Origin of the sequence: Leptolyngbya sp. CCY15150 (genome assembly GCF_016888135.1) — a bacterium.
Lineage (GTDB): Bacteria > Cyanobacteriota > Cyanobacteriia > RECH01 > RECH01 > RECH01.
Map to the genome: position 1 here is coordinate 92,956 of NZ_JACSWB010000135.1, position 23,336 is coordinate 116,291.

Annotated in this window: 18 protein-coding genes; 11 read left to right on the plus strand and 7 right to left on the minus strand. The window is 50.8% G+C overall.

Annotated features, from left to right (window positions below; translation table 11 throughout):
• The first annotated feature begins 588 nt into the window (after positions 1–588).
• Positions 589–1,266 (plus strand): hypothetical protein, encoded by a 678-nt coding sequence (locus JUJ53_RS04025; RefSeq protein ID WP_204150693.1) that lies wholly within the window; start codon positions 589–591, stop codon positions 1,264–1,266.
• Positions 1,267–1,338: 72 nt separating this feature from the next.
• On the opposite strand, the gene JUJ53_RS04030 is transcribed toward JUJ53_RS04025, so the two are convergent.
• The gene (locus JUJ53_RS04030; protein WP_204150694.1) at positions 1,339–2,619 is read right to left on the minus strand and encodes a hypothetical protein; all 1,281 of its coding nucleotides are present in this window, start codon (positions 2,617–2,619) and stop codon (positions 1,339–1,341) included.
• A gap of 1,494 nt (positions 2,620–4,113) precedes the next feature.
• A complete protein-coding gene (locus tag JUJ53_RS04035) occupies positions 4,114–5,214 on the minus strand; it encodes an ABC transporter ATP-binding protein (protein WP_204150695.1) in 1,101 nt (366 codons plus the stop codon).
• A gap of 348 nt (positions 5,215–5,562) precedes the next feature.
• Here JUJ53_RS04035 and JUJ53_RS04040 point away from each other — a divergent pair, with 348 nt between their 5' ends.
• The 3 genes from JUJ53_RS04040 to JUJ53_RS04050 all read left to right on the plus strand — a co-directional run bounded on the left by JUJ53_RS04040 (position 5,563) and on the right by JUJ53_RS04050 (position 9,400).
• The gene (locus tag JUJ53_RS04040) at positions 5,563–6,993 is read left to right on the plus strand and encodes an extracellular solute-binding protein (RefSeq protein ID WP_204150696.1); all 1,431 of its coding nucleotides are present in this window, start codon (positions 5,563–5,565) and stop codon (positions 6,991–6,993) included.
• A 159-nt stretch (positions 6,994–7,152) separates the two neighbouring features.
• Positions 7,153–8,535 (plus strand): sugar ABC transporter permease, encoded by a 1,383-nt coding sequence (locus JUJ53_RS24555; RefSeq protein WP_239124759.1) that lies wholly within the window; start codon positions 7,153–7,155, stop codon positions 8,533–8,535.
• A gap of 1 nt (position 8,536) precedes the next feature.
• Complete coding sequence (locus JUJ53_RS04050; protein ID WP_239124760.1) at positions 8,537–9,400, plus strand: carbohydrate ABC transporter permease; 864 nt, start codon at positions 8,537–8,539, stop codon at positions 9,398–9,400.
• Between the two features lie 199 nt (positions 9,401–9,599).
• Here the strand turns inward: JUJ53_RS04050 and cydB are convergent, their stop codons facing one another.
• A complete protein-coding gene (gene cydB, locus JUJ53_RS04055; RefSeq protein ID WP_204150697.1) occupies positions 9,600–10,619 on the minus strand; it encodes a cytochrome d ubiquinol oxidase subunit II in 1,020 nt (339 codons plus the stop codon).
• Between the two features lie 5 nt (positions 10,620–10,624).
• A complete protein-coding gene (locus JUJ53_RS04060) occupies positions 10,625–12,067 on the minus strand; it encodes a cytochrome ubiquinol oxidase subunit I (protein ID WP_204150698.1) in 1,443 nt (480 codons plus the stop codon).
• A 615-nt stretch (positions 12,068–12,682) separates the two neighbouring features.
• Between JUJ53_RS04060 and JUJ53_RS04065 the strand changes: the two genes are divergently transcribed.
• On the plus strand, positions 12,683–13,615 hold the full coding sequence (locus tag JUJ53_RS04065; protein ID WP_204150699.1) for a hypothetical protein: 933 nt from the start codon (positions 12,683–12,685) through the stop codon (positions 13,613–13,615).
• 437 nt (positions 13,616–14,052) lie between these two features.
• Positions 14,053–14,976: an SPFH domain-containing protein gene (locus JUJ53_RS04070; protein ID WP_204150700.1), complete on the plus strand. Its 924-nt coding sequence runs from the start codon at positions 14,053–14,055 to the stop codon at positions 14,974–14,976.
• Between the two features lie 5 nt (positions 14,977–14,981).
• Here JUJ53_RS04070 and JUJ53_RS04075 read toward each other — a convergent pair whose 3' ends face one another.
• Together JUJ53_RS04075 and pstA are read right to left on the minus strand one after the other, a co-directional pair.
• Positions 14,982–15,794, minus strand: coding sequence for a phosphate ABC transporter ATP-binding protein (locus tag JUJ53_RS04075; RefSeq protein ID WP_204150701.1), 813 nt, complete (start codon positions 15,792–15,794; stop codon positions 14,982–14,984).
• 10 nt (positions 15,795–15,804) lie between these two features.
• Positions 15,805–17,691, minus strand: coding sequence for a phosphate ABC transporter permease PstA (gene pstA, locus JUJ53_RS04080; RefSeq protein WP_204150702.1), 1,887 nt, complete (start codon positions 17,689–17,691; stop codon positions 15,805–15,807).
• 446 nt (positions 17,692–18,137) lie between these two features.
• Here pstA and JUJ53_RS04085 point away from each other — a divergent pair, with 446 nt between their 5' ends.
• The 5 genes from JUJ53_RS04085 (at position 18,138) to JUJ53_RS04105 (ending at position 22,676) form a co-directional block, all read left to right on the plus strand.
• Complete coding sequence (locus JUJ53_RS04085) at positions 18,138–19,163, plus strand: PDDEXK nuclease domain-containing protein (protein WP_204150703.1); 1,026 nt, start codon at positions 18,138–18,140, stop codon at positions 19,161–19,163.
• Positions 19,164–19,466: 303 nt separating this feature from the next.
• Positions 19,467–20,081, plus strand: coding sequence for a fasciclin domain-containing protein (locus JUJ53_RS04090; RefSeq protein ID WP_343327880.1), 615 nt, complete (start codon positions 19,467–19,469; stop codon positions 20,079–20,081).
• Between the two features lie 316 nt (positions 20,082–20,397).
• Entirely contained in the window at positions 20,398–20,976 is a 579-nt protein-coding gene (locus tag JUJ53_RS04095; RefSeq protein ID WP_204150704.1) for a sigma-70 family RNA polymerase sigma factor, read from the plus strand.
• Positions 20,977–20,988: 12 nt separating this feature from the next.
• Positions 20,989–21,774, plus strand: coding sequence for an anti-sigma factor (locus JUJ53_RS04100; protein WP_204150705.1), 786 nt, complete (start codon positions 20,989–20,991; stop codon positions 21,772–21,774).
• 35 nt (positions 21,775–21,809) lie between these two features.
• Positions 21,810–22,676, plus strand: coding sequence for a dienelactone hydrolase family protein (locus tag JUJ53_RS04105; protein WP_204150706.1), 867 nt, complete (start codon positions 21,810–21,812; stop codon positions 22,674–22,676).
• A 293-nt stretch (positions 22,677–22,969) separates the two neighbouring features.
• On the opposite strand, the gene JUJ53_RS04110 is transcribed toward JUJ53_RS04105, so the two are convergent.
• The coding region (locus JUJ53_RS04110) for a pre-peptidase C-terminal domain-containing protein (RefSeq protein WP_343327881.1) at positions 22,970–23,336 on the minus strand (367 nt) is incomplete at its 5' end.

Below are 23,336 nucleotides of genomic sequence, written 5' to 3' on the forward strand. Positions count from 1 at the left end.
AATTCAGCAGTATCACCCTTAGACTCAGCAAAGTTTCTTAGGAATAAGAAAAGATTCTACAACTATGTTGACTTGTTGTTAGTAATCCCATGTTTCGTCCTTAATGAACACTTAAGCTTTAAGCTCATATCAAATCTTAACAAACATAAACCTTGACTCTTGGATGCTTGGAAAGACCCTAGAAACCTGAGTGGTGCTGAATCAGAGTATGAATCTCTAGCTAGGAGCCCGAAACTCTAGACCTTATCGGTCATGAGTTGCTCGACATCCAAATGGATGTAGTAAGCATAAGCTCGATCGGTTTCGGACTAGGAATGGATTACTTCTCCTAATTCTGATGAAGTCTTCTATGTAAAATTTGGCGGAATCATAGTACTATTCAGCGACGCCAAAACCTGCTAATTCAACGACCCTACCCTCTAGGGTAATCTCTGCCGTCTAGCCCGGCAATGCCTGAACTATTGGTAAATTGGATGGTAACCCAGCGTTAACCTTGAGCGATGACAATAGGGCCAAGCCCGTGATTAGAGGGTGGAGACGTTTGAGAGAGACGTCAAGAGACGCTGTTTGTTGTTGATATCCCTGATTATGCGCCAGTTCATTGTGTATGCTTGCCCAACCGGTATCTTGGCTGAGCAACTCTCTATCTATTTTGCTAAGGATGTAGGGCAACGACGTAGACATACAGCCGATCGCTATATACCTTACTGTGCTTTGACGGAGCTGTTCTATGATCAGGGGCAGACTATCCCGCTCTACCTCCAGGCTCTCGATTGCCTCCATGAGCAATGGGTGCGATCGCGCTCCCATCCAGGAGGCATGACCCTAACGCCATGGATGCTGCAAGAGGGATACCATGGTCTGGAGTTAGAGGCACCTTGGCTGCGGCAGATGATGGTGCAGTTTGTTTGCCAAGCCCATTCGCCAAGCCGCCAAACCATGCTGCGCCTGAAGACTTGGTTACCCCTCTATCCTCTTTATGATCTAGATGGCAGCAACCTAGATGGCAGCAGTCTAAGTGGCAGCAGTCGAGACGCTAGCCAAGTTATGCTTCCCAGCTCCGCCCAAGACCCCATCCATCTACCAACCTCGGCTGGATGGGATCTATGTTTCTACGAACAGCGATCGCACCTTGAGTTGATATGCCATCGCGCTTGGCCACTGCAGCCCTATACCCGCCCAGCAGAAAACGGGAACCTATCATCTAGGCTCAACTTGGCTGGGCAACTTGCTATCCCAAACTCCCGCCGACACCTTAGGGTTTGACGTTGGTGTGACGTGATGAAAAGCACACTCCTCAGCAAGGTTACTGTCAGAGTGTGCTTTTACGAGATGCTGCTAGGTCAGACGGATAATGTCTGAGATAGAGCGATCGCCATGGACGCGATTATGCCGGCTGCTTAAGTTGTGGGACTGGTGATGGGCATCAATGTCTTGACGACGAGCCTCAAAGACTTCCCGGATTTTGGGCTGAGTGGAAGCACCCACCTGTTTGAGCAGTTCCTTCATCACCGGATAGGAGATCACCCACTTTTCATCGTGGGATCGCTTGGGCGCATTGTTATGGGCCATCACGGCTTCTAGCGCTTGAACCACATAGGGATCGAGCCCAGAATCAGCGGCAGCAGCAGGTTGACTAGCGCGTTTACCTTTCTTGGCGGTGGTTTTGGCTTTGGCAGGAGGTTGCTCCGCAGAAGCGTTCACCGCGTGATGGATATAACCTAGCTGTTGTTCTAAAGCATCATGCTCTGCTTTGAGGCGAGCATTTTCTGCCATCAGCGTTTCATAGTCCTGAACTCGGTGGGCATTCAGCTCCGGATCGTAGGCATCGGCTAGCCCCTCTAGCTCTTGAATTTGCTGACGGAGGTAATCCACCTCGCGAATAAACCAGAGCATCGCCTCTCCCAATTCCCGCGCAGTTTGGGTCAAGGGTAAAACCGACGGGGTCTGGATCGCTGGCGGGGTCTGGGTTTGAACCTGGGTTTGAACCTGGGTCTCAACAGCTTTTTTAGGAGGGCGTCCTAAGCGCTTGGTGACATTTCTAGGGGCTTTCTGGGGAACTTGGGGCGATCGCTCCTTCGAGGTTGACCGACCATCACTCCAGTTTCTGGCATACCGCCCTGATACGGCTCCTGGCCGATAGCGCAGACCGTACTTGTCCATAAACGCCTGGGGTGCTTCCCGGACGCGCTTCTGCATTTGGCTTTTAGTGCCTTTATAGCCACGGCTGCGAGCTAGGTCATAGGCTTCGCGAGTCGTCAACGTCCATTGAGCGATCGCCCCATTCTCGACCTTCGATACTTTCTCGGTCTTGGGCAGAGCGATGGTAGCGGCCTGTCCTGATGCCACCTTCCCATTCCGGCTAGGGGCCTCCAGACGAGACTCATCATCAAATTTCAGGGTTTCAAGGGCAATGTGGCGTGAACCAAGATGATCCTGAAGCGCTTGTCGCACTTCCGCCATGAGGGGTTGCTGGGCAGCAATGTCTTGGAACCCTTGTTCTGACCATTTTGCCTTAATCCATCCAGACCACGCCTCCGCCTTGCTGCGATCATGGATCGTCAGCTCAGCGACATTTGCCAGGTATTGATCAAAAAGTTCTCGTAGCCACTGTTTCATGTAACGTCCTTTAACTAACTGTTGAAAATTGCAAGAGGGTTTGAGATGGATGATCGGGTTATGTTCAGGAACGTTTCCCTTGCTATCCTGTCTGGAAAGCATCTGGGGGCAAGCATTGGAGCGATCGCAATGGGATGCCACCCTACAGCAAGATTAGCTGAGAAGCGATCGCGTTCTGCCAGATAAAGCACAAAAACAAACCTTCCTGTGCTGGATAACTCGGTTAAACAAGCGGGGTTCTATGAACCCATGCCATCACGGGACGGTCAGCCTAGGGGAACTTGACTAACCTCATGCAGTACGCATCTTGGCAACTAGGCAGATCAAGGATTCAGCACTCAATTAACAAGGTGAAATCAAAATGACGATAGATTTCTAGAATGCTAAACCCCTGCTTTTAACCCACTTCATGCCAACCATTGAGCTGTCAGGGAGAATCTAGAGCGCAACTAAACGTGCCTAAGCGCTATCCTATCATTATCTTATACGATTTAACTTCCCTTGGGAATGATTAAGACATGAAAATTTTAACAATCCTGGGACAAGATCTTGCCTAGCCCTTGCTCAGACTTGCCTAGAACGCCCTATGGGGATCATGATCGAAATGGGTTAAACCTTTGACTCCGCAAGGGCTGTAATCTTGAACGCTGGTGCTGATATAGAGCTGATATAGACATGCATCTCATTTCCCCTATTCTCTCGCTTGGAGAGATTGAGTTGGAGAGATTTAGAGAGAGATGAAGGAGTTGTCCTGACGTTTTAAGAGTTAAGCATGACCTATATGGGACTGGAGTGTTGGACAATCTGGTGCAATGACCTCTTTGGTGGAGTACTGTCCTTGCTCCATCGAGACTCAGGGGATCGTCAGCAGAAAGCTCTATGAATGGTTAGGCTCGTTGGTGACATGCATCGAAGCCTTATGAGACGGTGGGTTGCGGCTATGCAGCAATACACCACGGTTTATTTAGATCTACCTGTTATGGGAGTGACTAGGGATGAATGGCTGATAGATTGTCCGTAAAAACAGCCATTTGCCTCTAGCCAAATCGTTGTGGATAGACATAAAAGTTGCGCAGGGGGCTTGGGAGACTGATGAACCTGGGTTTCAAAAGAGGTTTTTCAGGTTGTGCAGGCAGTTTATGTAGGCAGGTTATATGGGATAGCGTTTGCACAGGCCTTGGAGACGAATATCAAATCTGGTTGACGGTTTATAGCTGCACCATCCTTAGATCTCCCTTCGCTAGATCCCCCTTCGCTACTGTCTAAGCAAGGAGCTAACTATTCGGAGGCGTTGCTGACCTCCGATAGGATTTGCGCTCAGGAACCGGGAGTGAGACGCTTCCACAACCTTGATGGTGAAGGAAGGGTGAGGATGAGTAGCTTGCTCCCATGCCGATGTCATAGCCTCCTTGAGCAACGCCTATTTGGGTCATGCCACAGACTGGACTGACGCAGAGATAGAAAGCGATCGCCCATAGATCCTGCATGAGCTACCTAAAGGCGATCGCCTGTCTCTGCATCAAATAGGTAAAACCGATGCGTATCCATCACCATCGTCACCGACTCTCCAATCTGTAGGCGGCTGCGTGGGTCTACCCGTGCAACTAAATCTTGCCCATCTGGTGTTGTCAGGTAAAGGATAATCTCGTTGCCCATCCGTTCGATGACGGAGATGGTGGTGGGCACCGACAGCGGTACAATACCAGGCGGCACATAGTCGGGCACATGCAGGCTTTCTGGACGCACCCCAAAGAGAATCGGGCGATCGCGGTAGGGGGCATAGGCGGCGCAGCGATCGGTGGGGATGGGAAGCTGAAACGCATCGGTGGCGATCGCTAGGTGATCGCCCTCACCCACTAAGCGAGCCTTGAGAAAGTTCATCGCCGGACTGCCCATAAATCCAGCTACAAACGTATTGCGAGGTTCGTCATAGAGGGTTTGAGGGGTACCGACCTGCTGCAAAATTCCCTGATTCATCACGGCAATTCGGGAGCCCAGGGTCATCGCTTCTACCTGGTCATGGGTGACATAGACAAAGGTGGTACCCAATTGACGATGTAGCTTACTTAACTCCGTGCGGGCCTGCACACGCAGCTTGGCATCCAGATTGGATAACGGTTCATCCATCAAAAATACCGACGGATTGCGCACAATGGCGCGTCCTACCGCCACCCGTTGCCGCTGTCCTCCAGATAACTGTCGCGGGCGGCGATCGAGCAGAGGTTCAATATCTAACTGTTGAGCAGCGCTGTGGATGCGTTGAGTAATCTCGGCCTTGGGCACTTTCTGCAGTTGCAGGCTAAAGGCCATATTTTCAAACACAGTCATGTGGGGATAGAGCGCATAGGACTGAAAGACCATGGCGATATCTCGTTCCCTTGCCGGCACATCGTTCATGCGCTGCTCATCAATATAAAGACTGCCCTGGCTAATGTCTTCTAAACCAGCCAACATTCGCAGAGATGTGGTTTTTCCACAGCCTGACGGCCCAACTAGGACTAAAAATTCTCCATCGGCAATTTCTAAGTTCAGTTCCTTCACGGCAAAGGAGTTGCCATACTGCTTACTAACCGATTCAAACCTAACGTTAGACATAACTTCAGCTCAATGAGTATTGCGTCGATTCACGCCTATGGACAGCCGTGACGGTCTTAGCAGGATGCGATCGCTTTCGGACAGGTTGCTGCTTTCACCTCGACATTTAACAGGATATTTAAATGTGTCAACGTTAGCTACCTATGATCTTCATAGCATGATGGGATGAGCAGTCCTGAGGCTTAAAGTAGGCATAAACGAACATTAATGATGCTGTGGAAAGATGTTGTGGGCAAGCATTGAGTGCCAATCTCAACAGGGTAACCATGCTTGGGGTGGTGATGTGTTGTAGGTTGAGCTGCTCTTGACTATCCCACCCCACAAATTAGCATCTTTTAATGGGCAGATATGAGAACACACCGATGGTTTAGACGGGATAGGGTGACGGTGGCGGCGATGTTGATGGCGGTTGCCCTAATGACGCAAGCCTGCGGAACACCGGATGCCGGTACCCAGGATCTGTCTACAGACGCTGCCGAGCAGACCGATGGGGCAGCTATTCCCGTACGCATGTGGATTGCATTTACGGACTATCGCCTGGATTGGGCGCGGGAAAAGGCGGCGGAGTTTAATCAACTCTATCCCGACTATGAGGTGATCATCGATGGTTACCCCGATTATGAAACCTTGTTTGACTCTGCTCTTTTAGCATCCGAACAGGGCAATCCTCCGGCCATCATGCATTTTTTTGAGGCGGCAACTCAAGAAATTCGTGATGCGGTGAATCCAGCGGGTGATCCATTGGTGAAATCTGTCGCGGGGGCGATCGCGGGTCGTCAGGACATCAACGGCGTGCCGGTGATCTTGGAAGACGTGGTCAGTGCGCCGCGCAACTACTACACCGTGGACGGTGAGTTTCAATCCATGCCCTGGAATACCTCCTCCACGGTGCTGTTTAGCAATGCGGATATGTTAGATGCGGCAGGGATTGAGGCCCCGCCCGCCACGTGGGCAGATGTGGAAGCAGCCTGTGCCCAAATCCTGGCCTTGCCCGATGCTCCCAGCAACTGCATCACCTGGCCCAACCATAGCTGGATTGTGGAGCAGGCCATGGCTCAGCAAAATGAGCTGTTGGCCAACGAAGACAATGGTCGCAGCGGTCGCGCTGATCAAGTCTTTCTCGACAGTCCCGGCATGACCAGCTTCATGACCTGGTGGAAGGCTCTGAATGACCAAAACTACTACGTCTATACGGGTTCCCAGCGCGATTGGGATGGCACCCGCAATGCCTTTATCGCCAAGCAAGTGGCATTTTTGCTGACCAGCAGCTCAGACACCACCGATATTACCGACTCTGGGCAGGCGGCCGGTTTTGACGTGGTGGCTAGCTTCATGCCCTATAACCAAGATGTGGGCCGCAGCGGCAACGTGATTGGCGGGGCCACGCTCTGGCTGGTGGATGGTCTGGATCAAGCCACCGAAGATGGCGCGTTGATGTTCATGAACTGGTTTAACAATCCAGAAAATGCTGCCGAGTGGCACAAAATCACCGGCTATATTCCCATTACCAATGGAGCGATCGCCCTGTTGGAAGAAGAAGGGTGGTATGAGCAGAACCCCAATAGTAAGGTCGCGAGCGATCAACTAGCTGAGTCTGAAACCACACCGGCAACCTTGGGCGTGCTGGCTGGTAACTTTGTCGCCATCCGGGATGTAGTCACCAGCACGGCGGAGCAACTCTTGGTGACGCCGGAGCAGTCGGTGGATGAGGCTTTGGACGCTGCTAACCAAGAGGCCAACCGCTTGTTGGACGATTACAACGCCCTGCAGGCTGAGTAGGCTGCCTCACGCTGAAACCCTCCTAACCTGACTCAGCAAAAACTGCACTCAAGGTTCCTCTTGCTCAAGGGGGAATCGCTTGAGACTTAAGGTTTCGCTGAGTCAGGGAGATTGGGGGGATCGGCAAGTGATGCTCGGAAGACATGAGATAGGAAGGCCATGGGTGGTTTAGTGGTAGGGTTGCTGATGCTCACAGCGGCGCTGGGGGCGGTGGTTATGGCGATCGCATTTCGGCGACGGCAGCGGTCAGCAGGAATGGGGGCATTTGTGGGGGCGATCGCGGCGGCGGTGGGCTCCCTGAGCTTGATGATGCCCCTAGGATTTTGTACGTTTGCAGCAGAGCGATCGCCCTTGGATCGGGGCTTTGGCGTGTTTTTAGTGCTATTGGGTGCTGGGATTGCCCTAGGGCTCGTCAACTGGCTTTCGACGCTCATCGGGGGCGATCGCTCCCATCGCTTGGGACTAGAGGCAGCCATGCCGGGGCAATTTAAGACCCATTGGATCGTACCGCTGCTGCTGCTAGCTCCTACGCTGTTGATCCTGCTTATTTTTATCTACTATCCAGCGCTTGATACTTTTAGCCTAGCGACCCGCTTAGCCCGTCTCAGCACACCCCGCACTCAGTTTGTCTGTGTGCGCAACTTTACGGAACTGATTGATCCTAGCTATAGCAGCCGAGACCTCGTGGTTATCGGGATGACAGCGCTACTGGGATATGGTGTTTTCTACTGTCAGCAGCGGGGATTCACCGACTCTAGGCTCTACTGGCTGGGGCAACGGTTGTTGTGGTTAGGAGCGATCGCCTCTGGCTATATCCTGGTCATGGGCTTGTGGAGTGATGATTATCGCCTGATTTTCTTCAACACGATCTTGGTAGCTGTTTTCACCGTTGGGATCGGACTTGCGATCTCGTTAGGACTCGCGGTCTTAGCCTATCAACCCATTCAGGGCGCTAGTATCTACCGTACCTTGTTGATTTGGTCTTACGCGATCTCACCAGCCGTGGCAGGGGTGATCTTTGCCATTATGTTTAATCCAGTTGTTGGAGTGGTGAATCATATTCTAGTGACGGTTTTCCATGCTAGCGCCTTGCCCTGGTTCACCGATCCTTTTCTAGCAAGATTTGTCCTCATCCTTGCCAGCATCTGGAAGCAGCTAGGATACAATATTCTATTCTATATCGCGGGCTTGCAGACCGTGCCTAAAGATTTGCTAGAGGCCGCCACCCTAGATGGAGCCAGCCGCTGGCAGCGTTTTCTGGTCATTGTCTTGCCTGCATTATCTCCGATCACCTTTTTTCTGATTATCACCAATCTTACCTACACCTTCTTTGACGTTTATGGCACCATTGATTATCTAACCAAGGGTGGCCCCAGTGGCGCAACCTCTGTTGCTATCTATGAAATTATTCGGGTGGGTATTCGCAGCGATCGCGATCTAGGACAAGCAGCAGCCCAGTCGATCATCTTATTCCTCATGGTCATTGGTGTCACCCTTGTACAGTTTCGCACCAGTGGCCGCCGGGTTAACTATGGAGCCTAATATGTCAAAATCTGAATTATCTCGCCGCGCTAAGGGCGATCGCTTCCCTGGGTGGCCTCGACGCTGGCCCATTCACTTACTGCTCTGTCTTGCCTGTATGTTAGTAGGTATTCCATTGCTCTATGCCATGCTGGTGAGTACCCAGAGCAACGCTGAGGTTATTGCCTTTCAAATTACCCCCGGCTCTTCCCTGGGTCAGAATATTTGGGTAGCGATGGTATCTCGAAACCTTGGTCGTTACATGTTGAATAGCACCATTCAGGCGGCGATCGTAACCGTGGGAAAAACTATCCTGTCGCTATTGGCAGGGCTAGCCTTTGTTTACTTTCGCTTTCCCGGCAAGTGGCTAGTCTTTAGCTTTGTTCTGGTCACCCTAATGATGCCCACAGAATTGCTGACGATTTCTCTCTTTCGTATTGTGGCAGGTGGTTTTCAGTGGGGTGATAGTCTCTATGCCCTCACGGTTCCTTTTCTGGCAAGCGCTACCGGTGCGTTTCTCTTTCGCCAACACTTTGCCAACTTACCGGCTGAACTCTCAGAAGCAGCTCAACTCGATGGAGCAGGGCCCTTAATCTTCCTTTGGCGGATTCTTCTGCCCCTGAGCTGGAACGCAATCGGTGCCCTTGCTGTGATTCAGTTTGTTTATGTATGGAATATGTATCTCTGGCCTGTGTTAATTATCCGGAGCGATCGCCTGCAGGTTGTGCAGATGGGACTCAGCAGCATTCAAAGTGCTGGTGATACAGGAACAGCCTATGGCCCCTTGATGGCAGGGGCAATTCTGGCTAGCCTACCCCCACTGCTTGTTTTTATCCTGCTGCAAAAACAATTTATGAGCGGCTTTCAAATTTCTCGCGAGAAATAATAATGGGGCATATTCATGTGCGAGCCTCTTGCTAAAGTATCTCATGGGAAGGTGACTCATCCTGAATCATGGCGATCGCACATCCAGACCGCTCAAAATATCGCGAATCTTCATGGGTTGAGTCTCGGTGCCACAGCCCATGCCCCTCATGTACATTTATGACATGTACTATGACATGTACAAGTCACCATGCCAGATATCATGACGACTCTTCATAAACGTCTCCCACAACTTTTCCACGAAAGACAACGTAGTTATAGATATTGTAGAACAACATGATGGGAATTAGGACGCCGATGAAGGTCAGCATGAACACGAGAGCGCTGGGAGCGGCGGCAGCTTGATAGATGGTGATCTGATTTGGAATGATATAGGGAAAGACAATCATGCCTAGGCCAATAAAGGTAAGCAAGAAAATCAAGATGGTCCAAACGAACGGGGTATTCTCTTCTTCTTTGTTGAGGCTGCGCAGCAAGAGCCCTACCAGGATGATTCCTAAAACTGGAATAATGGAAAAAATGTAGATTAAGGGTGGGCTAAATAATCGGGTTCTTGCTGCTTCATAGACGATGGGGGTTGTAATCGTAATGAGTACAGCTCCCACTAAGGTAGTGATGGCGGCTAGCTTCGCAGTACGGAAATGGGTTTTTTGTAGGTCTCCTTCAGTTTTTAAGATGAGATAAGTAGATCCAATCAAGACATAGCCCTGGATTAAGGCAAGGGCCACAAGGAGCGATCGCCAGTCTAGCCAATCCCAAGTGGAGCCGATAAAGTGACCAGCTTCATCCACTGCAATTCCTTCAATAACACTTCCGAGTGAAAAACCTTGCCCCAGAGCTGCGATGAAACTTCCTGCTCCAAAAGCAGCATTCCAAAATAATTTTCGATCCGAATGTTCTCGAAATTCAAAAGCAACGGCTCGAAAAATTAGCCCAAAAATCATCATGAAGATGGGAATATAGAGGGCGCTGAGGATTGTGCCATAGGCTAAGGGAAAGGCTCCAAACAAAGCACCTCCCATCAGTACGAGCCATGTTTCATTGGCGTCCCAAATATTGCCGAGACTGGTCATTAAAATGCTGCGCCGCTCTTCATCGGAACTCGTGAGGGACAGAATGCCCACACCGAGATCAAATCCATCGAGCATGACGTAGAGGAAGAGAAATAGAGCCAGAATGACAAACCAAACCTGCGGTAGAAAATGTATGAGTGCGTCCATAGGTCTTACTGTTGAGTCTCGATGGGGCGTTGATCCGGTACAAATGTGGCAGGTTCCGTTTCGATCGCAACGGCAGGATCAAGGTTAGGAATGGTTAACTCCATGTTGGGGCCTTGACGGATAATTCGACTGCCAAAGTATAGCGTTGAAACAAACAGAATCGAGTAAATAACAGCAAATAGGGTAAGAGATGTCAAAACATTGCCGGCGGGAAGCTGAGACGCAGCATCGGCCGTGCGGATTTGACCATACATCGTCCAGGGTTGCCGTCCCACACAGCGTACAATCCAGCCCGACTCAACAGCAATATAGCCCAAGGGAGCCGCAAAAATCCAAGTGCGCAGCAGCCATGTTTGGCGAGCAATTTTTTCGCTTGAAAGATTTCCAAGCATCCACTGCAACAGACTCCATAGCATCAGCCCTGCTAAAAAGAAGCCAATACCGCTCATGATTCGGAATGAGTAGTAGATCAATCCCACCATGTGAGGGCGATCGCTAGAGGGCCATTCTTTTAATCCCAAAACTGGCGCAGATAGATTTTTCTTAAATTCTAGAATGTAGCCTAAACCATTGGGAATGCTAATTTCCCAGGTGTTGCTTTGTGTTGATTCATCGGGCAACGCTAGTAAACTCCAATCTGCAGGCTGTCCAGCCGGGCTGGTATCCCACTTAGCTTCCATGGCAGCGAGCTTGGTCGGTTGATACTGAGCAACCTGCTCAGCGCTGAGGTGACCGATATAGATCTGGAGGGGCGTGACGGCGATCGCGGCAGCCAACACAATCTTTAGGGATTGACTGAAAAATGCTTGATGGCGATTGTTGAGGATATACCAGGCGCTAATGCCGCCAATGACAAACAGCGATGTTTCCAGCGTGGCAAAAAACATATGCGACACGCTTTTAATCATAAAAGGATTAGCGATCGCTTGGAAGTAGTCACTGACAATAAACTTACCGTCCACCATTTCTCCACCTGCTGGACTTTGCAGCCAAGAATTGGCCACCAAAATCCAAAATGTCGATAGGTTAGCACCGAAGGCAACCATAATGGTGGCCAGGTAGTGAATAACTGGGTTAACCCGTCCCCAGCCAAACAGCATAATGCCTAGAAACCCAGCTTCTAGCATAAATGCCATAGCACCTTCAAAACCTAGGATGCTGCCAAAAAAATCGCCTACAGCTTCTGAAAAGGGTGCCCAGTTCGTTCCAAACTGAAACTCCATGGGCAGCCCTGATGCCACCCCAATCCCAAAATTGAGAACGTAGAGTTTTGACCAAAACCGAGCATGGCGGTAATAGTCAGGATTGCGCGTTTTCAGCCATAGTCCTTCTACAATCACCAGATAGATGGCCATTCCAGTCGTCAGGACAGGCCAAAGCATATGAAAGATAGCAGTTAGGGCAAACTGCATCCGAGAGAGTGCAACTGTGTTTGATAAAAGATCCATGGGTTCTCGATGATTAGACTAAGTATTAAGCTCTCAGAATTACTAATACTGTACGTCGTAAACAAGGCAGGCAACGCTTGTCCTGCAAAAGTTTTAAGATTTTCAAGGATTAATCTACTGTGGGGGCCAAAGGGTGGTTGTTCAACCTAAAGTGATGATTCAAATTTGATAGAATGAGCGATCGCCCCAAAGTTGATCCAAAATTCTAACCAGGTGATATAGTAGGCGAGCATCAAGAGATGTGCGAGCGATCGCACCCATGTGTTGCATTGAGGCATGGCTCTAAGTGTTTAGCATTCTACTGCTTGAACCTTGAGAAATTCTTGAGAAACATCTAGGTTCTAGTTGAAACTCTCTTCAAGACTTGATCCTTTCTTAAAAAGAACCAGGTTTTGATCAAGATTCAAGCTAGGCTAGACGCTGCTAATTGCTGAGCCCAGTTCAAAACAACACGATTTAAACGATAGTCTAAGTCCTGTTGTTAGTTAGCAACACCTGTATCTTATCTATGTGAGATTGCTGAGATGAGCATTTCACACTACCATCATCGTTCCTGCATAATTCCTTACTGCATTGATTAGCCAGCTTTGGGTTTAAATTAATCAGGACAATACCATGCAAGCATCTATTTGCACGTTGTTTGAAGGAGACTACCATTATGGAGTGGGAGTTCTAGCTAATTCTCTTTATCAACGAGGATATCGAGGAACGATATGGGTAGGCTATCGTGGAAACTTACCACCTTGGGCATCAACTGCTAAGCAAAGTGAAGGCTATCAAGAATTGGTGGCTGCCGATGGACTGTGTCTGCGATTTATACATATAACAGCAGATACGTATTTCTCTTTTTACAAACCTGAATTCATGCAGATTCTCTGGAAAGACTATTGCCCAGAGGCAGAAGCCATGTTCTATTTTGACCCTGACATTGTAAATCGTAGCCTGTGGGATTTCTACGAGCGATGGGTTCAACGGGGTGTTGCTCTTTGTGAAGATGCCTGGCCCTATTTCCTCACCTCTAATCATCCAATTCGCCTAGCTTGGCGAGACTATATTGAAACTAAGGGATATCCCTGTCTTCGATTATTGGAACGGTACTATAACGCCGGATTTGTGGGCATCCACAAGGATCATGCATCTATTCTTTCCCTATGGTCAACCCTGATCACCTTGTTCAGGAATGATGATGCATACATGTCTCGTGGCTCAGATCACCGCTATCCATACATTAATCTGCATGACCAAGACGCCTTAAACATTGCACTCATGGTTAGCATGTATCCTATGAGTACTGTAGGGCCAGAAGGTATGGATTTTACCACTAGAGGTTTTCTGATGTCCCATGCAGCAGGCGCAAACATCGTCAAACCATGGAGAAAGAAACTCATCGCCAAGGCACTTGGCGGGGTATCTCCTTCTTATACAGATAAACTATTCTGGCAACATGCAACATCTCCAATTCCAGTCTACTCACATCGCTATGTGGATAGAAAAAAACTTGCCCTGCGGATTGCTTCAGCAATTGGACGTTTTATTCGTCGTAGCTAAGGTTAGTGTAGATCTGACGAGTTTTTCTAGGGCTTCACCTTCTGCGATAAGAATTTGGGGCTTCACGCTCAAGATTGCTAGCTAGCATCCGCGCTGGCGTTTCTGAATGCAGGTATGAAGTCCTAAATCTGTCCTCACCCCAGCCCTCTCCGCAGGGAGAAGGGTTGGGGATGAAAGCAAATCATATCTCGATTTTGCAACGCCGCATCTGCACCTATGCAGGCAAAACCCGCCTAGGCGGGGTCATGAAGGTCAATGATTCAGTAAAAGACGACTTAGTTTGTTGAGCTGTAAGTTCAAGCACTGGACACTAGCATTTATCAGTCAATTGGGGTTAAGATAGGGAGAGGGTAGCGCTTAATAGGATAGACTAATGATAGTTAATTCTCTCGTTTCAAGCAAAATCTAGGATTAAATTACTTTCAGGACATACTTCTATGACTGGCGAGACCCAGACTGATCCGAAAGTTTATGCTACTCCAACGGCTGAGCATGTTTCCTTGGGGGGAACGATTCGCTCCGTTTTGTTTTGGATTCCCACGGTATTGTTGTTTATCGCGATCGCTCAAGGTGTGCAAATGGATCGCTTGGAACGCAAGGCCCCCCAGTTGGTAGCAGCGTTATTGGCCAGTACCCTATGGAATGGTTTAGTGGGCGGGGTGCGGGTGGCGGCAGAGTGGGAACGTGGTGTGATCCTGCGGCTTGGCAAATTTCAGACTATTCGCGGCCCTGGCTTATTTTACACGATTCCAGGTTTAGAGTATGTGCGGTTTGTGGATACGCGCACCTTGGTGGTCAATATTCCTCAGCAAAAGGCGATTACCCGTGATAACGTACCTGCTGTTATCGACAGTGCCCTATTTTTCATGGTGCGGGATCCAGCCTTAGCGATTACCTCGATTCAAGATTTTCGCTTCGCTATTTCCCAATATACCCAAGCTGCCCTGCGGGATGTGGTGGGAGCGTCTACCCTTGATGAACTATTGTCAGAGCGCGAGCAAGTTCAACAGCGGATTGCCAGTATTGTGGAAGAACGGGTGCAGGCCTGGGGGCTGAATATCGACTCTATCCAGCTCCAGGATTTCGAGCTACCAGAAGATTTGAAGCGGGTTATGTCTCGTCAAGCCGCCGCTGAACGGGAAAAACGCGCCACCATTACCAAAGCTGAGGGCGATCGCCTCGCGGCCCAGAATCTAGTCGATGCAGCGAATCTGATGGCGGAAAATCCTATTGCCTTGGAACTCAAGACCCTGCAGGCTTTAGATAGTTTAGGGAATAATGTATCCAACACGGTTATCCTGTTTCCCATAGAGTTGGCCAGAGCTATGAAAGCGATCGCCCCTCCTTCTCCTGAGCCCTAGTGGGATTAAAGCGACATATGACCATAATGGATATAGCTCCAGGTCGCAGACGAGGATGGACTGCCAAAGATTTTGGGGGTTTCATCATACTCAACTAACTGTCCTACAAGGCGATCGCCCTCGGAAATCACGTTGAAGAATGCTAAGCGATCGGTAATGCGGGCCGCTTGGCGCAGATCGTGGGTTACCATCACAATCGTATAATGCTGCTTCATTTCAATGAGTAAGCTACTGATGCGATCGGCGGAGACTGGGTCAAGGGCGGCGCAGGGTTCATCCATTAAGATAATATCTGGCTGTAGGGCAATGGTGCGGGCAATACAAAGGCGCTGCTGCTGACCGCCGGAGAGCAGCATGGCATTTTTATTCAAGTCTGCCTTTACCTCTTGCCAGAGACCTACCTGACGCAACACCTGCTCCACAATAGCGTCAATATCTTGCCGACAGCCATTCACCCGTAGCCCAAGGGCGATATTGTCGTATACCGATTTGGGGAAAGGATTGGGTTGCTGAAACACCATGCCAATTCGGCGACGCACAATGGTATCGGGTATGGCGTACAAATTCTGTCCAGCCAGACGAATCTGTCCTTTGATCGTAGCAGCGGGTACAAAATCAAGGAGTCGATTAAAGCAACGCAATAGGCTACTTTTGCCACAGCCTGAGGGGCCAATGAGTCCCGTGATTTGTTTAGGATAGATCTTGAGATTGACTTGGTGCAAAATGGTCTGACCGCTGTAGGCGATCGCTAAGTCCTGAGCTTCTAAAATAGCCATGTCTGGCCTAGCCTGAGACATGGAAGAAAATAAAGTAGGCATCCACAAACTCCTAGCGAACATAGCGACTATGGAAATCTCGGAGCAGCACGGCTGCAAGGTTGAGCAGGAACACTAATCCGCCTAGGACTAAAATGGCGGCGGCGGCATTGACCTGATAGCCATCCTGGGGACGGGCGGCCCAAAAGAAGATTTGGGTGGGCAAGGTCGAAAACGGATCTTGGAGTCCGGCAATCGATAAGGATGGAGCAACACTGACAAAGGCGATCGCTCCGATGGCAATGAGGGCAGCGGCTTCTCCGGCAACGCGGGATAGCGCCAGCATAATTCCCGTAATGATACCTGGTGCAGCCGCTGGTATGATGACGTGACACAGCGCCTGGAGTCGGCTCATGCCTACACTGTAGCCAGCTTGCCGGAGCTGACTCGGCACAGAGCGCAGAGCACTGCGGGTAGTAATAATGACTAGGGGCAGGGCAATAATGGACATCACCAGCGCTGCAGAGAGCAGACTGCGTCCGCCGGTAATTGGAGAAAGCTGTCGGACAAAGAGCGCTAGTCCTAGGAGACCATAGAGGATGGAGGGAACAGCAGCTAAGTTAGCAATCAAGACGTCTAGGGCACGATTTAGGGGGCGATCGGGGATATATTCCTCTAGGTAAATTGCGGCTGAGATACCAATGGGAATGGTCATCATGGCCGTCATCAACATCAGCAACGTTGTTCCCACTAAGGATGCATAGATGCCTGCATCTTCTGGGCGACGAGATGGAAAGTTGACGAGAAAGTCCCAGCTTAGTCGGCTAAACCCACTGCGAAAAGCTACAAGAGCCATCAGCAATAGCGTCAAGATGCCCACCATGACGGACAAGAATCCTAGAACCGTCAGCAGGCGATCGAGCCATTGCCGCCGGTTGAGATTGCCGCGAAATGCCACTGGCGGCAAGGTCATGGCTGGAGCGATCGCCCCTAGGGGAAGCGTTCCCTGCAGCATGTCTACTGATGGAATGAGCAGTTGCTGCATCCCTTTTTTATAGCGATGCAGCAACCATCGCCCGAAGCTATTGAGAGATAAGGTGATTAAAAACAAGACCATGCCCGCCGCAAAAATGGTATGAAATCTCAGGGAATCGGAGGGTACATCGCCTAAGCTCACCTGGATAATATAGGCCGTGATGCTGGAAATAGGAACTAAGGGATTGAGGGTGAGGTGGGGGCGTTGTCCGGCAGCGATCGCTGCAATCATCGTTTCTCCCAGGCTGCGGCTGGCAGCGAGGGTGTAGGAGGCAAGAATCCCCGGCAGGGCGGCGGGCAAGATGATGTGCTGAATCACCTCTCGCTTAGTAAACCCTAGGGTGTAGGCTCCCTGTCGAAGGGTAGCGGGTATGCTGCGCAGCGTATCTTCACCAATGGATGAAATGATCGGTACAATCAACACCCCGGTCACCAATCCAGCACTCAGGGCGTTAAACACCGACAGGCTGGGTATCACCCTCTGCAGGGCTGGCGTAACAAACGAGATGGCAAAGTAGCCAAAGACGATTGTGGGAATGCCCGACAGGGTTTCTAGGGCAGATTTCAGCACTTGTCGAGCTGGATCCTTGGCGTACTCACTTAAATAGATCGCCGCTAGGGTACCCACGGGAACGGCAAACAGCATGGCGATGGTTGAAATCAGTCCCGTACCGGCCACCAGAACAATGATGCCGTAGCCCTGGTTAGAAAACAGGGGCGTCCAGCTCGTATCGGTGAGAAACCTCCCTAGGGAAACCTCTCGGAAAAACAAAAAGCTCTGATAGATGAAGGTCGCCATGATGGCGATCGCTATCATGGTGGGAATGGCAGCGGCGATCGCAAAGGCCGTGTGAGCTAAGGCATCAACCCAGGATCCTGGGCGATCGCGGGTGGGCTTGGGTGACTTGAAACTAGGTAAACTCATGCCTCTCTGACTAATCCGCCGGATCGATTCCCTTATTACGTTGTGGTTGCACCCTGAGTTTTTACGCCTCTGGCAGCAAGCTGTTGAGAGACCGCCCCTAGTGTACGGGGTGGAGATAAAGGCAAGTTTAAGCTTTCTCAATTGGCAGGATGGGGGCTGTGGGAGGACATAACGATTGGCCAGCATTTCGACGTCGCTTCATGCCCAAATCCTGATGCAAAGAGGGTTGAGTGACGCCAAAATCCGTCCCCTGAGCTTCCTGACGCGCAGCGGGTTGAGCGAAGCCGAAACCCGGTGTAGCTGCATCGAGCAGCGGGTTGAGCGAAGCCGAAACCCGTCACCCAAGCTGCATTTCATGGCGTCCACCGACTTACACCCGAGAAATCCAGGTACAATGCAGCAGAGTACATTCGATCTAGCTCCAATCGACCTCCGATCTACCTGCGATGACTGCGCCCTCCCTCGATCGCCCCTACCAAGATTTTCTCCAGGATCTGAAACAACGCATTCAGGCGGCCCAAGTGCGGGCTGCCCTAGCGGTTAACTGCGAACTCATCACCCTCTATTGGCAGATTGGCCGAGACATTCTCAGCCGCCAGCAGGCCCAAGGCTGGGGAGCCAAGGTGGTGACCCAATTGTCGCAAGATTTGCGCCAGGCGTTTCCAGACATGAAGGGCTTTTCCCGCACAAACCTGCTCTACATGCGGGCGTTTGCCGAAGCCTACCCCGACGAGGCAATTGTTCAACAGGTTGTTGGACAAATTCCTTGGGGGCACAACATTCGTCTGTTGGAAGCTGTCAAAGATCCAGCAGAACGGCTGTGGTATGCCCAACAAGCGATCGCCCATGGCTGGAGCCGCAATGTGTTGGTGCATCACATCGAACGCCAGCTCTATCAACGTCAGGGAGAAGCCATCACCAATTTTGAAACTGCTCTACCCAAGGCCCAGTCTGACCTCGCGCAGCAGTTGATCAAAGATCCCTACAACTTTGACTTCCTCACCCTCGAAGCCGATCGCCAAGAGCGCGACTTGGAGAGAGCCCTGACGGATCACATCCGCGACTTTCTCTTGGAGCTAGGCGTGGGGTTTGCCTTCATCGGCAGTCAGTATGCCATGGAGGTGGGCGGCAAGGACTATCGCATCGACCTGCTGTTCTACCATGTACAACTCTATTGCTATGTGGTGATTGATCTGAAGATGGGGGAATTTGAGCCAGAGTTTTCCGGCAAGATGAATTTCTACGTGTCTGCCGTGGATCACCAGTTGCGATCGCCCCGAGATGCCCCCACCATCGGCATTATTCTCTGTAAATCGAAGGACAAAACCGTGGTTGAATATGCCCTCCAGGGTCTCAACAAACCCATCGGCGTGTCTACCTACCAGCTCAGTGATGCCCTGCCGGAAGACCTCCAAGGCACCTTGCCCACCGCCGAACAACTGCGCCGAGAACTCAACCAGCCCATTCCCTAGACCCAAATTTTTCTTACCATGCAATCCAATTGGTGAGTTGCTTCGTAACTATTTGTGAAGGTGTCTGAGAAGACGCCTGCTTGTGGAGAGATGCGCGTTAGCCGCTTTCCATGGTGGGATAGATGTCAATGTGCTGTATTGGTCAAAAACACGTGAAAACTGCGTGTTTTCGCCAATAATCGAGAGAAATCAGCCTAAAGTTTGATTTTTCTCACAGTTAGAGTCTCTATCTTGTATTCACGGCAACAGACATTTTTTTTGCTGTTGAAGTAGACGCAGTTTAGTTGAACGAGGAACGTTACTATGGCCTTACTAAAGTCCCTGATGATTGCTGGAGCGAGTGCTGTGGGAGTGGCGATCGCCCTGCCCACCCTAGCAAACACCACTGCACCCATGGTGACAGACACGCTCATGGCTGGTACCGCCTACGAAGCGGCTGAGACCATGATGGATGATATGGCTGAACCCACCATGATGGATGAAGCAACGGAACCCATGATGGGTCAACCGACCATCGTAGACATTGCTGCATCTAGTGAATCGTTTCAAACTCTAACGGCGGCCCTAGAAGCAGCCGATTTGGTGAGCACCTTGCAGGGAGAAGGGCCCTTCACCGTGTTTGCTCCCACGGATGAAGCCTTTGCTGCACTGCCTCCCGGCACCCTAGAAGCTTTACTCCTACCCGAAAACAAGGATATCCTGGTGAGCATCCTCACCTACCACGTCGTACCTGGCAGCGTGATGTCAACAGATTTAACATCTGGTGCTGTCCCCACGGCTGAAGGTCGTTCTATCATGGTTGATGTGAGCGAAGCGGGTGTCATGGTGAACAATGCCTCCGTGGTTATGGCAGATATCGAAGCTAGTAACGGTGTTGTCCACGTGATCGATCAAGTCATCCTCCCCCCCGATATGTAGGTAAGCGGATAGGTTTGGCGTAGCTAAACGGCGTTGCTGAATCGATGCGTGATCTGCCCTCATCCCCAACCCTTTTTCTTAGGGAGAAAGAAGCTAGAACTCTGATTCCCTCTCCCCGAGAGGGCTTGGGTGAGGGCAGATTTAGGACTGCATACCAGCTCAGCAACGCCAGCTAAACTCCTCTGAGCGCCATAAACCTACTGGATCATGAATCAAAGACCTTAGGCTTCCCAGACTTAGCTAGCATCTGGGAAGTTTAAGTCTTTCAACTTATCGGACTGAGATTGCGAGGCTTCGACGTTATTGTTCAACATCCATGGACGCTCCCCCTTCGACTGAATCTATTCATTGTCCATCTGACGTAGATTTAATCCAGGCGATTCGCTCGGGTCAGGTAGACGCTTTAAATACGCTCTATGAGCGCTATGCCAAGCTAGTGTATAGCTTGGCTTTTAGAATGCTGAAAGATGTAGGTGAGTCGGAAGACTTGACGCAAGATACATTTCTAGCATTATGGCAACGTGATATTTATGATCCGTCTCGGGGGTCACTCAGTCGGTTTCTCATGATCTACGTGCGATCGCGAGCGATTGATCGACTGCGCACCAAAGGGACTCGTACCCAAGTGTTACAACGATGGCGAATGGCGATGAAAAGCGAAACATCCGGGATCAGTCCACTGGATCATGTTTCGATGGGCGAGCGATCGCGCATCACTCGGGACGCACTTGATCAGTTATCTGATGCAGAACGACAGGTTCTGGAAATTGCTTATTATCAAGGGTATAGCCAGTCAGAGGTGGCTCAGAAACTGGGCATTCCCCTCGGGACCGTTAAAACTCGTTCACGTCAGGGACTCAAGAAACTTCGCAAGGCATTACAGCAATACTTCTAACTCTTCTGTTCTATGGCTCCCTCTGAACTACCTGAAAACTGGCAAGACTTAATCGCTGACTATGCCCTAGGCGCACTTCCGCCGGAGGATGTGGAGCTGGTGCAGCAGTGGTTACATCAGGATCCGGCTGTGCAAAAAGAACTTCAGGCCTACCAAGAAGTTCTGGCGCTGCTGCCCTACGCTCTCCCGCTTTCAACACCGTCCCGCCGCGTGAAGCAACGTTTGCTGGCGGCGGTGGGCGATCCTTCGACGGGTAGCGCTTGGCGGCCTCGGCGCATATGGGTGTGGGCAGCGATCGCCCTCGGTGTAGGTCTCTTTCTCGGGGGTGATAATCTACGTCTGCGGCAGCAGGTCGCCGATCGCGATCGCCTACAGCAGGAGCTAGTCGCTGTCAGGGCAGAGCGCGATCGCCTGCTGCTGGAGCAACAAGATGCCGACATTATTCTGACAGCCCTGGGTCAGCCTAGCACCACCATTTACACGCTGCAGGGTGTTGACCCAGACGAGCCAACCTATGGTAGCCTGGTGACCCTGCCGGATCGTTCTGAAATGGTGCTCGTTTCTCACAACTTGCCGCCGCTAGTGGGCGATCGCATTTATCGTCTGTGGTCTGTGCCAGATGAATCGGCCGACCCGGTCTACTGTGGAGAGTTTAACAGCGATGCAACCGGCACCTCCCACTGGACAGCTCCGTCCAACACCTGTGTCACTCCTCCCCATCAACTGCTGATTACGATTGATCGCGTGACGGATCCTCCTTTGCCAACGGGGCAACTGGTGATGGCCAGCAAAGCGTAACCCATACTCCCTAAGTAGTTTCTCAAAGAACAATCATGCGCAAAATCCTCAGTTTGATTATCCTAACGGCCCTTGCCGTTGTAGGGCTCTCGTTGCTGCGTCCTGAGCAGCCGGCCCCCGCCACTGCATCCGTAAGCGATCGCCTCTACCAAGTCCATCAAGGCGATCGCCCTGTACCCACCCTAGCGATCGCCCCAGAACCTAGCCAGCCGGTGGTGTCGGAGTCAGTCACCTACGCCACAGTAGAGGGTACACCGGTAACCGGCTATCTGGCTCGCCCTGCAGATACAAGCCAGCCCCATCCTGGCCTAATTGTTATCCATGAATGGTGGGGGCTCAACGACAATATTGAACAGATGACCGAGCGCTTAGCGGGAGAGGGCTATGTGGCCCTGGCTGTTGACCTTCTGGGGAGTGTAGCCGATACGCCTGAGGTGGCGCGATCGCTGGTGGAAGATGCGGCTCAGCGTCCCGAGCAGCTAGAAGATAATCTTCGCCAAGCTTTTCAATATCTATCGACGGAACAAGGTGCGCCTAGCATTGGCAGTATTGGCTGGTGTTTTGGGGGAAGCTGGTCTCTAAGGACAGCGCTGATCCTACCCGAGGATTTGGATGCCGCTGTGATCTACTACGGTGGTCAGCTCGAAACGGATGCAGAGGTGCTTGAGCCTCTCACCATGCCCATTTTGGGAATCTTCGGAGCCTTGGATACTAATCCTTCCGTTGAGACGGTGCAAGCGTTTGAGGCCACGCTCAATGCGCTAGATAAAGAAGCCGAGATTTACATCTACGATGATGCCGACCACGCCTTCGCCAACTCATCCGGCACCCGCTATAATCCGGAAGCGGCTGAAGCAGCCTGGGAGCGCACTACCGCGTTCTTGCAACAACATCTACAGTAGACTTTAGACTTCATCGGAATTAGGAAAAATAATCAAGTCTTGGCCCGAAACCGATCGCTCTTATGGTTACTACATCCATTGGGATATCGGGCAACTAGTGACCGATAAGGTCTAGTAACAACCGACTGGTTTTCTCGGGGGAAACGTTGTCGCTGAAGCTCGGCTCACCGGTGGAGACTGGGTTCACAGCCGCTCTTGATCAAGGGCGGCTGTGATCATCTGGTCAAAACCAGCTCAACTTGATAGGTTAGACGGTCAACTAACGAGTCTCAAACTATCTTACGTTGTCTGGTTTAAACCCCCAAGTTGAGGTTGTACGCCGTATTGTTATTGGTGAATGCATCAACAACAAAGAAGTAGGTATCTGCTTCCAGGGTGCGATTAATGGAGAAGGGGGCGAGACTAGAACTACCAGACGAGAAGGTGATGCGTTCAGAAGAATCGGCAACACCATTATTATTACTATCCCGGTACAGCGAGAGCTGCACGCGTCCGGTTAATCCGCTGATGGTTGCCCCAACGGTGCGACTACCACTCAACGAAAAACGATAAACATCCGTCGAATCGACCACACCGACAAACTGTCTATAGGAACGACTGCTGGTGAGTGAACCTATATTGAATGCAGTCGTAAAGTCATCACCGGGATCAGTGGTAGGT